The organism is Flavobacterium oreochromis, from assembly GCF_019565455.1.
GTDB lineage: Bacteria > Bacteroidota > Bacteroidia > Flavobacteriales > Flavobacteriaceae > Flavobacterium > Flavobacterium oreochromis.
In genome coordinates, this window is record NZ_CP067377.1 from 1,237,390 (window position 1) to 1,250,758 (window position 13,369).

The 13,369-nt window shown below is 29.7% G+C and carries 10 protein-coding genes; 8 read left to right on the forward strand and 2 right to left on the reverse strand.

The genetic code is table 11. The features are described from left to right. The first annotated feature begins 276 nt into the window (after window positions 1-276). The 5 genes from JJC03_RS05985 to JJC03_RS06005 all read left to right on the forward strand — a co-directional run bounded on the left by JJC03_RS05985 (window position 277) and on the right by JJC03_RS06005 (window position 3,952). Window positions 277-858, forward strand: coding sequence for a LysE family transporter (locus tag JJC03_RS05985; protein ID WP_165782023.1), 582 nt, complete (start codon window positions 277-279; stop codon window positions 856-858). Continuing rightward, window positions 852-1,193 (forward strand): MGMT family protein, encoded by a 342-nt coding sequence (locus tag JJC03_RS05990; RefSeq protein ID WP_205729698.1) that lies wholly within the window; start codon window positions 852-854, stop codon window positions 1,191-1,193. The genes JJC03_RS05985 and JJC03_RS05990 overlap by 7 nt, the downstream gene beginning before the upstream one ends. Before the next feature lie 169 nt (window positions 1,194-1,362). Then, the gene (locus tag JJC03_RS05995) at window positions 1,363-2,490 is read left to right on the forward strand and encodes an Mrp/NBP35 family ATP-binding protein (protein ID WP_088398367.1); all 1,128 of its coding nucleotides are present in this window, start codon (window positions 1,363-1,365) and stop codon (window positions 2,488-2,490) included. A 56-nt stretch (window positions 2,491-2,546) separates the two neighbouring features. Further along, window positions 2,547-2,789 carry a NifU family protein gene (locus JJC03_RS06000; RefSeq protein ID WP_088398366.1) on the forward strand — a complete coding sequence of 81 codons (243 nt, stop codon included), beginning with the start codon at window positions 2,547-2,549 and terminating at the stop codon, window positions 2,787-2,789. Between the two features lie 104 nt (window positions 2,790-2,893). Further along, a complete protein-coding gene (locus JJC03_RS06005; RefSeq protein ID WP_088398365.1) occupies window positions 2,894-3,952 on the forward strand; it encodes an NAD(P)/FAD-dependent oxidoreductase in 1,059 nt (352 codons plus the stop codon). Window positions 3,953-4,237: 285 nt separating this feature from the next. On the opposite strand, the gene JJC03_RS06010 is transcribed toward JJC03_RS06005, so the two are convergent. After that, on the reverse strand, window positions 4,238-5,104 hold the full coding sequence (locus tag JJC03_RS06010; RefSeq protein ID WP_088398364.1) for a DMT family transporter: 867 nt from the start codon (window positions 5,102-5,104) through the stop codon (window positions 4,238-4,240). A 227-nt stretch (window positions 5,105-5,331) separates the two neighbouring features. Here JJC03_RS06010 and JJC03_RS17480 point away from each other — a divergent pair, with 227 nt between their 5' ends. From JJC03_RS17480 to rnpA, 3 genes are all read left to right on the forward strand, one after another. Continuing rightward, window positions 5,332-5,532, forward strand: coding sequence for a heavy-metal-associated domain-containing protein (locus tag JJC03_RS17480; protein WP_374226262.1), 201 nt, complete (start codon window positions 5,332-5,334; stop codon window positions 5,530-5,532). A 160-nt stretch (window positions 5,533-5,692) separates the two neighbouring features. Continuing rightward, entirely contained in the window at window positions 5,693-12,115 is a 6,423-nt protein-coding gene (locus tag JJC03_RS06020; RefSeq protein ID WP_235874172.1) for a S8 family serine peptidase, read from the forward strand. 203 nt (window positions 12,116-12,318) lie between these two features. Beyond that, the gene (rnpA, locus tag JJC03_RS06025) at window positions 12,319-12,714 is read left to right on the forward strand and encodes a ribonuclease P protein component (RefSeq protein ID WP_088398361.1); all 396 of its coding nucleotides are present in this window, start codon (window positions 12,319-12,321) and stop codon (window positions 12,712-12,714) included. Here rnpA and JJC03_RS06030 read toward each other — a convergent pair. After that, window positions 12,707-13,360, reverse strand: coding sequence for a response regulator (locus JJC03_RS06030; protein WP_088398360.1), 654 nt, complete (start codon window positions 13,358-13,360; stop codon window positions 12,707-12,709). The two genes, rnpA and JJC03_RS06030, sit on opposite strands and share 8 nt — an antisense overlap. Between the last annotated feature and the right edge of the window lie 9 nt (window positions 13,361-13,369).

Below are 13,369 nucleotides of genomic sequence, written 5' to 3' on the forward strand. Positions count from 1 at the left end.
CTTTAGAAAAATTACTACAAAAATCCATTCATTTATTCGATTAAGATCATGTAATTTCGCAATTTGAAGAAGAGTTAACGGTTAATAAATTATTAACCTCTGATTCAGACAGATTTAAAAATTTAATACAGACGGATTTAAAAGATAAAATTAAAATTTTAATCACGATTTTAGATTAGGAAACAAAAATCTTTTCTTTTGAGCGAGCTCAAATAAACCAAACAATACAAGATGTCTATTCTTTTAGCCTTTTTTTTGGCCACTTTTTTTTCAAGTATGGGAGTTTTACCACCAGGTATGCTTAATATGCGTGTCGCAGCTATCAGTATTAAGAAGTCAATAAAAAAGGCTAAAGAGTTTATCTTAGGGGTATCTATTATTGTGGCATTGCAAAGTTTTTTAGGATTTTATTTCGCTACATTTTTTCAAAATCATCCACAGTTAACAAAGAACTTAAAATTAGTTGGAATGATTATATTCATTGCTCTAACTATCTTTTTTTTAGGAAAAGGAATACAAAATGTAATTCAAGCTAGTAAATTAGAAACAAGTGAAACTAAAAGTAAATTTTCTCCCTTTTATCAAGGGATTACGTTATCAATATTAAACGTTTTTCCTATTCCTTATTACGCCTTTTTAAGTTTATATTTTTCTGCTTTTATTCCAGACTTTTTCACCCCTATTGTTGGAATTGCATATGTTTTAGGAGCAACTTTAGGGAGTGCATTTGTATATGTTTTATATGCCTTTCTTTTTAAAAAATGGGAGAATAGAATTTCATTTTTTGTTAAAAATGTTAACTTTATTATTGCTACAGTTACTGGAATGATAGTTTTATTTACATTATACAAATGGTAGTTCCTGAAATTTCTGATCAAAATTTTTTTCAACGTGTTTATGAAATAGTAAGACAAATTCCTTACGGAAAAGTGACCTCGTACGGTGCCATAGCTAAAGCACTAGGAGCCGCTAGATCTGCTAGAATGGTAGGTTGGGCTATGAATGCTTCCCATGAAATCGAAGATGTGCCTGCACATCGAGTAGTAAATAGAAATGGATTTTTAACAGGTAAACACCATTTTGGAGGTTCTAATTTAATGCAACAACTTTTAGAAAATGAAGGAATTAAAATAGTAGACAATCAAATTGTTGATTTTAAAAAACACTTTTGGGAACCTAAAATTCATTTATAATTTAATATTCATTTTATCAAAAATAGCTATTCATTGTTTTCATTTATTATGACATAAAAACTTTTAAACCTCTAAAGTTTCAAACTCCTAAACTTCTCATTATCTTTGCAATCTAAAATCAGTTTAAATAAAGATAAACTGATTAAATAGACTGTTAATAGTTATTAAGATGAAGCTAGATAGAAAAGAAATATTAAAAGCACTAGAAAATATATCGGTTGCCGGTGAAGGTAAAAATATGGTGGAAAGCGGTGCGGTGACAAATGTATTAACTTTTGGAAACGAAGTAGTAGTAGATGTTACATTAGCTACACCTGCTATGCACATTAAAAAACGTACAGAAGATGATATTCGTAAATTAATTAATGAAACATTTTCTTCAGAAATTACCGTAAAAGTAAATATAAAAGTAGAAGTCCCTGAAAAAAATGAAATAAAAGGAAAAGTAATTCCAGGGATTTCTAATATTATTGCAGTTGCTTCTGGTAAAGGAGGAGTTGGTAAGTCAACAGTAACAGCAAATTTGGCTGTTACCCTAGGTAAAATGGGATTTAGAGTAGGGGTTTTAGATGCTGATATTTATGGTCCTTCTATGCCAATCATGTTTGACGTTGAAAATGAAAAACCAATATCAGTAGAGGTAGAAGGTAAATCAAAAATGAAACCAATAGAAAGTTATGAAATTAAATTACTTTCTATAGGGTTTTTTACAGCACCTAGTCAAGCGGTAATATGGCGTGGTCCTATGGCAGCAAAAGCTTTAAATCAAATGATTTTTGATGCCGCTTGGGGAGATTTAGACTTTTTACTGATAGATCTACCTCCAGGAACAGGAGATATTCATTTATCTATTATGCAATCTTTACCTATAACAGGAGCAGTTGTTGTAAGTACCCCACAAGCAGTAGCATTAGCCGATGCTAAAAAAGGAGTTTCTATGTTCTTGTCAGAAAGTATTAATGTACCAGTATTAGGAATTATTGAAAATATGGCCTATTTTACACCGGAAGAGTTGCCAAATAATAAATACTATATCTTTGGTAAAGAAGGGGCTAAGAATTTAGCTAAAGACTTAGAAGTGCCATTTTTAGGAGAAGTGCCAATCGTACAAAGTATTCGTGAGGCAGGAGATTATGGGAGACCAGCAGCTTTACAAACCGCTTCCCCTTTAGAAAAAGTATTTGAAGAAATTGCTCGAAACGTAGTAGAAGAAACGGTTAAAAGAAATGAAGATCTTCCACCTACAGAAGCAATAAAAATAACAACAATGGCTGGTTGTTCAGCTGTAAAAAAATAGTTTTCAGTAACAGTATAATTTTTTTGTTACTGTAGTGTCTATAAATCGAAAGAAAAATGACAAATCAAGAATTAGAGCAAAACGTTATAAAAGCTTTAGACGAAATACGTCCTTTTCTCAAATCTGATGGTGGAGATATAACACTAATTAGTATAGAAGATGATAAACTAGTTAAAGTTCGTTTAGAAGGAGCTTGTACAAATTGTAATTTAAGCATTAGTACATTAAAAGCAGGAGTAGAGACAACCATTAAGAAATATGCGCCACAAATTGAAAGCGTAATTAATGTTAGTCAATAAATCTGATACAAGTTAATAGTTTTTGCCTTGATAAATATCATGATTTTTATCTGATATTTAGTAGAACTTTAAACTCTTAATTTCCCTTTTAAAAATTAAATGTAATGATAGAAACAGATATACTTATTATAGGAGCAGGACCTACAGGACTTTTTACTGTTTTTGAGGCAGGTTTATTAAAACTTAAGTGTCACTTAATAGACGGTTTACCACAACCAGGAGGTCAATTAACAGAGTTATATCCTAAAAAGCCTATTTTTGATATTCCAGGTTTTCCATCTGTAAATGCAGGTGATTTGGTTGATAACCTAATGGAGCAAATTAAACAGTTTCAACCTGGTTTCACATTAAATGAGGTGGCTGAAAAGATTCAAAAGTTAGAAGATGGTACTTTTATAGTTACAACTAATAAAGGAACAGAGCACCATGCTAAAGCAGTGGCTATTGCGGGAGGACTAGGTATTTTTGAGCCTAGAAAACCTGTTTTAAAAGATTTAGAATTTTATGAACAAGAAGATAGAGGGATTGAATATTTTGTAAAAGATCCTGAGAAATTTCGTGATAAAAAAATTGTTATTTCTGGAGGTGGTGATTCTGCTCTTGATTGGACTATTTTTCTATCAAATGTAGCTTCAGAAGTAACATTAGTACATCGTCGTAATGAGTTTCGAGGAGCTTTAGACTCTGTTGAAAAAGTACAAGAATTAAAGCAAAAAGGAAAAATTAAGCTAATTACAGAGGCTGAAGTTTGTGGTTTTAAAGGTTCTGAACGAATTGAATCTGTAGATATTCAAGTAGGAACAGCTAGAATGAATGTAGTTTGTGATTATTTTATTCCTCTCTTCGGATTAACACCTAAGTTAGGACCTATTGCAAATTGGGGACTTGAAATTGAAAAAAATGCAATCAAAGTAAATAACGCATTAGATTATCAAACAAATGTAGAAGGAATTTACGCTATAGGAGATGTGAATATATATCCAGGTAAACTAAAACTTATTTTATGTGGTTTTCATGAAGCAACTCTCATGTGTCAGAGTGTTTATAATAAACTAAATCCAGGTAAAAAATACGTCTTAAAATATACAACCGTTTCAGGAATTGACGGTTTTGATGGTTCAAGAAAAGAAGCTGAAAAAGCCGTTGTGAAAGCAATTCAGTAGCAAATATTTTAATAAAAAATAGGTAGTGTAATTGTTAGACTGCACTCAAAAGTTTAGATAAATTTTATAATTAATCATCAGAATAATGAGCCCGATATTGTATCGGGCTCATTATTTTTAAATTAGACTAGATTTCTTTGTTATCCGTAATAGATTATGAATTTCTTTTTTCAATTGAATAGTAGAATTATACTTTTTTAAGATAAAATAGTTCAGATTTTAATCACTCAAAGAAGTTTTCAAATAAACAATTCTTATACAATGCCTTTGATTTTTAATATCCCCTCATTTTTTACTTGCTAGGTATACACCGCTTAATATAATTCCTGTGCTAACTAATTGCATAGGATTTAAGGTTTCATTATCTAAGATCCCCCAACTTAATGCTATAATTGGAATAAAATAAGTAACAGATGAAGCAAATAGAGGAGATGATATTTGTATAAGTTGATAGTATAAAATATTTGCAATACCTGTTCCTACCATACCAAGTATTAATATAAATAGTGTGGAATGTATAGTCTTAGTCTCTAAAATAATTTCTCCATATCCATTGTAAAATAAAATAATAAGAGCAGGGATTAACATTACCGAAAAGTTTCCAGTTGAAATGCTTAGTGGACTAACGTCAGGTAAGTATTTCTTTATTAAGTTTACATTTAGAGCATAACAAACAGTAGCAATAACAACTAATAATGCGTGAAAATAATGTGTTTCCTCATTACTCTCTTTTCCAAAATAAACTAAAAATAAACAACCTATTAGTCCTAGTAATATACCTATGACCTGATTTCTTAGAAAAGTTAAGCCAAAAGCTATAGCTCCTATTAATAAAGTATAAAGAGGTGTTAACGAATTAAGAACACCGCTAACAGAACTTTTCATTCCAGTTTGCGCATATGCAAAAAGAAATACAGGTAAGCCATTTCCGAATATAGCAGTTAAAATAACATATTTCCATTTATACGAAGGGATTTTGAAAAGAGATTTAAAACCAACAACTATTAAAAAGCTAAAAGCAAAAATCAAACGTAAAGCTCCTAACTGATAAGGATTAAGTCCAACCAGACCTCTTTTTATTAAAATAAACGAACTACCCCATATAAGAGATAGTAAAAACAAAAGAAACCATTTATTGTTTTTGCTTAACATAATGTAATTTTTAAAAGCCAAAATTCTGCTAATTTTTTTAATTAGACTATTGAAATATATACTTTTGTTCTTAATAATTTTAAAATATTGATTATGAATAAACTATTTTGTTTAATAACTACAATGCTTATTGTAATTAGTTGTAAAAATACAAATGAAACAATGAATTCAAATTCGGAGTCAAATATTAAAACAGAACAGACCAAAGCAAAAAAATAACATTAAAGATTAATGGAATGACTTGTGCTATTGGGTGTGCTAAAACCATTGAAAATAAACTCAATGAATTAGATGGTGTTTTAAAAGCTAAAGTTGATTTTGATTCGAAGTTAGCTACAATTGAATACGATAGTTCTATACATTCAAAACAGTCGTTAATTAAAATTATAGAAAATGTAGCGGATGGTAAAACATATAAGGTTGAATAAATAAATAGAGAGTTCTTTTAAAAAAATGTAAAAAAAAATATTTATTTAGAATTATTATATTTCTATTTATTTAGGTTTATTTTTTATTCTTTTGTTTGTATTTTGTATTTAAACTTGTTATTTTATTATTTTTTGATAGTTTTGCGAAAAAAATAATAAAATGAGAAGAAAATTACTAAACTTTAGTTTCTTCGCATTTTCATTTTTTAGTTTTGCTCAAGATGGTAACTTTATTACTATCAACGGTAATAGAATAAATTCGATGGACGATTTTAAAAGTCTGAAGTCTGATTATTCAAAAGAAAAAATGATTTCTGCAAGAAAAAAAAGTACAGATGAATCGGTTCTGATTATTCAGTTTAAAAAAAATTTGAGTAAAAGTGAACAAAAAAGTTTATCCCAAAAAGGGATTAATTTGTTAAGCTATTTTTCTAATAATGCCTACTATGCTAAATTAGAGCCAGGTTTTTATGAGAAAAATATTAATAATACTAATATTAAAACAATTTTTGCAATTAAGCCAGAATATAAAATTGCATCCGAAATTGTTAAAAATGATATCCCAGCTTATGCTAAGGATGGAGAATTACTTGATGTAGTAGTTACCTATCATAAAGATGGTAGCAAAAATCAGTTAGATCAAGATTTTCGTAGCATAGGAGTAAAAAACTTTAGAATAAGTGAAAATTTTAATCAAGTTTTTTGTAAAATATCAAGAGATAAAATTTTAAAACTAGTAGAATTAGGAGTTATTCAAAATGTTGAATTGGCTCCAGCACCTGCAGTCTTAGAAAATAATCCAGGTAGAACCTCTCATAAAGTAAATTTACTGTCATCTAATATAAATGGCTTAGGTTATGGATTAACAGGAAAAGGCGTGAAAATTGGTATTTGGGACGGTAATGTTGAACCTCACAAAGATGCAACAAACAGACTTTTTACTAGAGAGTTTGAATCACCAAGTACACATGGTAGCCACGTTTTTGGTACTATGGCAGGGGCGGGTATTATAGATCCTCTTGCAAAAGGAATGGCTCCTAAAGCTACGGTATATGCTTGGAATTTTAATGTTCAATCAAACGGGTTAAAGGTATATGAAGAACGATTGTTGTCTGCTGATAATGATGGGATTGAATTAACACAAAATTCTTATGGTAGTCCTCTTGATAAAGGTTATAGTACTACCAGATATGATGCTTCTGATAGAGGAGATGATGATGTTATGGTTAGAAAAAACTATTTATTAACCATGTATTCTAACGGAAATTCGCAGTCAGCAAATCCAGCAGGTTCAGGTTTTTATACTTCTACTAAAAACTCCAAAAACGCACTACATGTAGCAGCAAATGATCCTAACGAAAGTATAAGTGATTATAGTAGTTTTGGTCCTACGGCAGATGGTCGTTTAGTTCCTCAAATCTCTGCTGTAGGTTCAGATGTATATTCTATGAGTTATAATAATTCATATGAAGTAATGAGTGGTACTTCTATGGCTACACCAGGAGTTACAGGTACAGTAGCCCTTTTATATGAACGTTATAAAAATAAATTTGGACAAAGACCATTAGGATCTCTAATGAAGGCCATTGTATGTAATACAGCAGATGAGCTAGGAAATATTGGACCAGATTATAAATATGGATACGGGAAAATTAATGGATTACGAGCTGTTCAAGCTATTGATGAAAATAGATTTTACACTGGATCTGTAATAAATGGAGCTGATAATCAAAAGACAATTACAGTTCCAGCTGGTACAAAACAACTTAAAGTAATGCTTTGTTATACAGATTTACCAGGTGTCCCAGGAACAAGTACTATTTTAGTTAATAATTTGGATCTGAAAGTTTTACGTAATGGACAAATTTATTTACCTTGGATATTAGATCCTAATCAAGCAAATAATCCAGCAACTAAAGGGGTTGATAATCTAAATAATATTGAACAAGTTACAATTGATAATCCTGAAGCAGGCGATTATACAATCATTATTGATGGAAAAAACATTCCTTTAGATTCTCAAGAATTTTCAGTAGTATATGACTATGTAAAACCTGATTTTAAATTAACATATCCTATTGGAAATGAAAAATTAATACCAGGAACGAAGGAATTTATTCGTTGGGATTACGTAGGAGATTCAAAACCTTTTATATTAGAATATTCAAATGATGGCGGAAATAGTTATAAACAAATCGTAGAATTACCCGCTCAAGCAAGAACTTATCTTTGGACAATACCAAATGAAGTAGGGACTAACTTTAAAGTAAGAATTTTAAGTGGTTCAAAAATAGTTTCTTCTAAACAGGTATTTACTTTAATGCCAAGACCAGTAAATTTTAAATCAGAAACTATTGTCGCTTGTGGTGTTACTAATCATAAATTAACTTGGGATGCTATTGCAAATGCTAAATATGAAGTCTTAAAATTAAATTCTAATGGTGAAGATTTTGAAGTAATAGGTGAAACAACTACAAATGAATATACTCTTAATAATGTAGTAAATAGTAATGTTTATACTGTTAGAGCAATTAGTTTAACATCTAGTGCTATTTCGGAAAGAGCTATTGCAATTATTATTAATTCTTTAGGGGAAAAAGAATTAACGGTTAATACTTTGCCTTATAAAGAAGATTTTGAAACATTAAGCCTTAATAATATTACTTTGACAAGTAATGAAACAGGTAAAGCTTCTATTGCTTATTGGAGTCCTAAAGAAAGAAATGGAATTGTGTTTTCAGGTAATGGAGTAGCAGGAGCTGTGCCATGGGTTAACTCTTCTGTATCAGGATTTGGAGGTACATCAACTACAAATGCTTTTAAAGATAATCCAACCTATATCAAAAAAGCTACTTTTTGTGAATTTGATGCAACCTCACTTGCAGGTAAGAAAATACGTTTGAAATATGATGTACGCTATGAAAATCCTAATATTTCACTAAATAAGATTTTCTTAAGAGTTTTAGTTAATGGTACAGAATTAGTAAGTGATGAAGGGTATAAATTTATTACAGGTGGAATAGGTTCTAGAACACCTATTTATGATTTAAGTCCTTATGCGGGCGGTAAGATAAACCTAGTTTTTGAAACCGTTATGGATGATAAAGATGTTAAAGTTGTCTCTAATAGTAAAAAGACAAATACACTTAGCTTAGATAACATAATGCTTTATGAAGCAACAAATGATGTAGCGGTTACTTTTGCTAGTACTAATACAACATCACCTTTGTCAACTGCTTCAACCGCTGTAAAGATTTCGGTAAGTCTTTTAAATTATAGTCCTAATGAAGTCTCTAACATACCTGTATCATACACAATAAATAATGGAGCACCTATTAACGAGGTCGTGCCAGGACCTATTGCGCCTATGGGACGTTTAAGTTATGATTTTGTAACAACTCAAAACATGAGTGCTTTAGGTAAGTATGATATAAGTGTAAGTGCTAATATGGTAGGAGATACTAATTTAGCTAATAACGCATATACTTTTAATCGTGTTAATAATGGTAGTGATATTGCAATAAGCCTTAATTCAGATTTAACAAAAGTAACTTATACAACGTGCGATGCTGTATTTACAGATGATGGTGGTCGTTTTGGAAATTATGCAAATATTTTAAGCCCAACATCTGCTAAAATAGCTATTTTTAAGCCTGCTGTTGCTGGTAAAAAAGTTAAAGTTGATTTTACAAATTTTGATTTAGAAGAAGGTTGGGATTATTTAAAAATATACAATGGTCCAAGTAAAAATTCGCCTCTTATTGCCTCTTATTCAGGAAAATCTATTCCTGCTTCTATAACTTCATCAGCTCCTAATGGAGAATTAACATTTGAATTTGTACCAGATGATGCAGTAGCACAAGGCGGTTGGGTAGCTAATATTACATGCGCTGATTATGTTCCTTTTTCAGATGCAGGAATTGTATCTATAACAAAACCCGAAACACTTGGTAAAAAATCAACAGAAGTTGCTGTAACAGTTATAGTAAAAAATTATTCATCTGATAATAGAGTGAATTTACCTGTTTTTTATCAAATTAATGGAGGTCCTAAAGTAGAAGAAGTTATTGCCTCTATTAATGGTTTAGAACAAAAGGAATATACTTTTATTGCTAAAGCAGATTTAACAACTAATCCTGATGAAAATTTTGCATATGTAATTAGTGCAGGAATTAACGAATTAGATGCTAATCCAGCTAATAATACAAAAGATAAAAAAGTATATAATAAACATACCCTACCTGGAAATGTAAATACTAATGGTTATGCTATCACCAATTTAAATTGGGATAATTTTAATAATGCAAGTGGTGTAACAGGATATTCAAATTTTAAAAATTTATCTATTCCCGTATTTAAAACTAAAGTTTATACACCTAATGTTAATATCTCTAAAGCAGATTTGCCTTTAACTCGATCTTTGACATTAAGTACAGGTGTGTTTACACTTATGGTTGTTGATTTAAATAATGATGGAAACTTTGGTGATGAATATTATGCAGGGAAATATTGGGTAAATACAGAAGCAACTGAAGCAAATTTTGCTTCTACTAGAAGTACACATTACTTTAAAAATGTTGCGACTAATACAGTAGGTGTTTCTATTCCATCTGATGTGCCTGTAGGAAATCATCCAGTTCGTTTTATACATATGTTTAGAGATCAAGCAGAATCTTTTAACGTAGTATTAGGGCCGACTAAAGATGGCTTAACCACTTCAAGAAATGATTTTGAAATTGAAGAATATACTTTAAATGTTCAAGAACTGCCTGTAGCTGATGCTGAGTTAGTTGAAATTATAGATCTACGCCCAAGACTTAATAATACAAGCCTTGTAACAGTTAAAGTAAAAAATAATTCATCAGTTGCTTTAAATAACTTTGATATTGCTTATAAAGTTAATAATGGAGTAGAAGTTGTACAAACAATAACAGCACCTATAAATCCTGCTAGTGAAGCTATTGTTTCTTTTACTACTGAAGCTGATTTAAGAACAGTTCAGGAATATACAATAGAAGCATATACTAAATTACCTGGTGATGAAAATGTTAGTAATGATAAGAAGGTTCTAACAATTAAGCATGTAGCTCAAAATGCACCAAATAAGGTAGCTAATTTTGATGGTAATGATGATATATTAATTACTAAAACTAATCCTTTATTTGAATTAACTAATGGATTTACTTTTGAAACTTGGATTAATCAGAAAGGGCCTTCTTCAAGTTTTGGTAGATTTTTTGATAAAGGAAACATTACTGCGTTTGTAAATAATAATCCAGGACATTCACTTTATAAAGAAAATAGTTTAATTGTTAGTATAACTAAAGATTCTGGAACATTTGCTTTAAATACAGATACTAATACCATTAAGCTAAATGAATGGACTCATATTGCTGTTACAGTAAGTACTACTAATCAATATAAAGTATATATTAATGGGGTTGAGGTTGCTGCAAGACTCGTGTCTGGAACAGTAGGTCCTGTAAGAGTTAACAATACCTCTCCTTTAGTGATAGGTAATAGTGTTGCTTTAAATAGAGGATTTAATGGAAATATTGATGAAATTAGAGTTTGGAATACTGAAAGATCAGCAACAGACATTGCAAATAACCAAAATGTAAAACTCACAGGAAATGAACCAAATTTATTATTTTATCTTCCTGTAGCAGAGTCAGAAGGAATATTTGCATATGATAAAACAGCTTTAGATAATACAGCTAAAGTGACTAATGCAGAAGTAAACTTTTTTGAAGCTCCTAAATTATTACGTAATTTTAATGTAATAGGACAATTAGATAAAGTATATAATGAAGCAGATAAATCGTATACTGTTTATGTCTCTGATACTTTTGATTTGACAAAAACTAGATTTGATTTTGTAACTAATATGTATTCTAATGCAACCGTTAATAATCTTATCCAAGTTTCAAATGTAACAGAAAATGATGTTCCTACGGAATTTGTATTTACAGTTCAGGGTACAGGATTAAATGCAGAATTATCTGAAAATTACACGATAAAAATTAAAAAAGGTTTAAATCCAGAATCAAAATTAATTAGTTATAAATTCTTAGCTACAGATAATAACGTTTTAGGTAAAAATATAGATACGGTTATTAATGGCGTAAATGTAGTTGGTAATGCAGGAGATGCAAATCTTTCAAATTTGATTGCAACTTTTGAAACCTCTCCTAACGCTACTCTTTTTGTAGATGGAGTAAAACAATTAAATAATAAAACAATTGCATTAAACTATGATAAACAATTAGTAGTTGTTTGTGTAGTTGCAGAAAATACATTGTCAAGAACTTATTACGAAATAAGTTTAGAAACAGCTCTTTCTAATAATGATTTTGAAAGTGAAATGATTTCTGTATATCCCAATCCAGTAGCTGAAGGTCAGGCAATAACATTAAGCATGGAAGGAGAAGTAGTGATATATGATTTACTAGGTAAAAAAGTCTTAGAATCTAAAGAAAAAAATAAAATATTAGATTTATCAGGTTTAAAACCAAGTACTTATTTGTTAGAATTAACTACTGATAATAAAAATAAAATACGTAAAAAAATAGTGATTAAATAATTTCTATTGGTTTACAACTAAAGAGGTTATCTAAAAAGTAAAAAAACGACACCAAGTTTGTCACTTCAATATTAAGAGGAGTCTCAGAATCAAAAGATGAGATTTTATCCTTGGTTGAAGAAATAAGGTGAAGAACTTTTTAGAGGGCCTCTTTTTTATTATAAGTTATGCGCTCTTTTAATATACTTTTTATCTTTGTTCGGATGAAGCAGAATTATCCTAATTACGAAAAATTAAAGAGTAGAACACTCATTGACTATTTATTTACAAATGGAAAATCCGTTTCAAAATATCCTTTGCGTTTAGTTTTTGTTGAGGTATCTGAATTAAAAAATACTAATACAAGTCTGCAGATAGGAGTATCTGTTTCCAAAAGATATTTTAAAAAAGCTGTAGATAGAAATTATTATAAGCGTGTATTAAGAGAAGTATATCGCTTGAATAAACAAGAGTTTTTGCAACCAATTTCTGAAAAAAAATACATAATGATGCTAATGTATCAAACTAAAGACCGTTTAGATTTTCATGAAATTAATGATAAGGTGAAAAGGTTATTAATTAAATTTAATGAACAAATAAATAAGCAGGAGTTTAAATAACTCCTGCTTTTCTTGCTGCCCTTACAATATCCTCATCGCTCCCTATTTCTATATCTAAAAACTTTTTAATATTTGCTTTCCTTTTTTCAATTGAACTCATAGAAAGATTTAGATAATTTGGAATATTCTTTGTTTTAATACCTTTAGAAAGTAATGATATGATCTGACGGTTTGTTTCGTCTAAATAAGCCTTATTTGACAATAATTCTTTTACATTATGATCTACCGTAAGACTTCTATAATTTTCTCCTTTTATTATTTTGTCAAAAGCTATTAATAACTCATCAGCTGTAAAATCACTTTTTACTAATATTCCATCTGGGTTTACTCTTTTTATCATGTCTAACAAAATAATAGATTCAGAATGAGAAGTAAGGAAAACTATTTTTGTATTGGGTCTGTGCTTTCTAATTATTTTAGCTAGATCTATCCCGTTTTCTATGTGACCTTCTTTATATGCTGGTAAGTTATGGTCTAAAAAAGCAACGTCAAAATGAGCATTTGATTCTATAATTTTTAAAGCACTCTCACAATTATAAGCAGCCGTAGTGTTTATATTGTATCCAAAATCGTTGTATGAAAGAATTACTTTATAACCTTCAATCATAGAAGGATGATCATCTACAATAAGTATTCTAATGTCCATGTTATTTAA

Excerpts from the sequence above, each read along its gene's own strand:
- JJC03_RS05985 (WP_165782023.1), top strand. The coding sequence starts at position 277 with ATGGGAGTTTTACCACCAGGTATGCTTAATATGCGTGTCGCAGCTATC.
- JJC03_RS05990 (WP_205729698.1), top strand. The coding sequence starts at position 852 with ATGGTAGTTCCTGAAATTTCTGATCAAAATTTTTTTCAACGTGTTTAT.
- JJC03_RS05995 (WP_088398367.1), top strand. The coding sequence starts at position 1,363 with ATGAAGCTAGATAGAAAAGAAATATTAAAAGCACTAGAAAATATATCG.
- JJC03_RS06000 (WP_088398366.1), top strand. The coding sequence starts at position 2,547 with ATGACAAATCAAGAATTAGAGCAAAACGTTATAAAAGCTTTAGACGAA.
- JJC03_RS06005 (WP_088398365.1), top strand. The coding sequence starts at position 2,894 with ATGATAGAAACAGATATACTTATTATAGGAGCAGGACCTACAGGACTT.
- JJC03_RS06010 (WP_088398364.1), bottom strand. The coding sequence starts at position 5,104 with ATGTTAAGCAAAAACAATAAATGGTTTCTTTTGTTTTTACTATCTCTT.
- JJC03_RS06020 (WP_235874172.1), top strand. The coding sequence starts at position 5,693 with ATGAGAAGAAAATTACTAAACTTTAGTTTCTTCGCATTTTCATTTTTT.
- rnpA (WP_088398361.1), top strand. The coding sequence starts at position 12,319 with ATGAAGCAGAATTATCCTAATTACGAAAAATTAAAGAGTAGAACACTC.
- JJC03_RS06030 (WP_088398360.1), bottom strand. The coding sequence starts at position 13,360 with ATGGACATTAGAATACTTATTGTAGATGATCATCCTTCTATGATTGAA.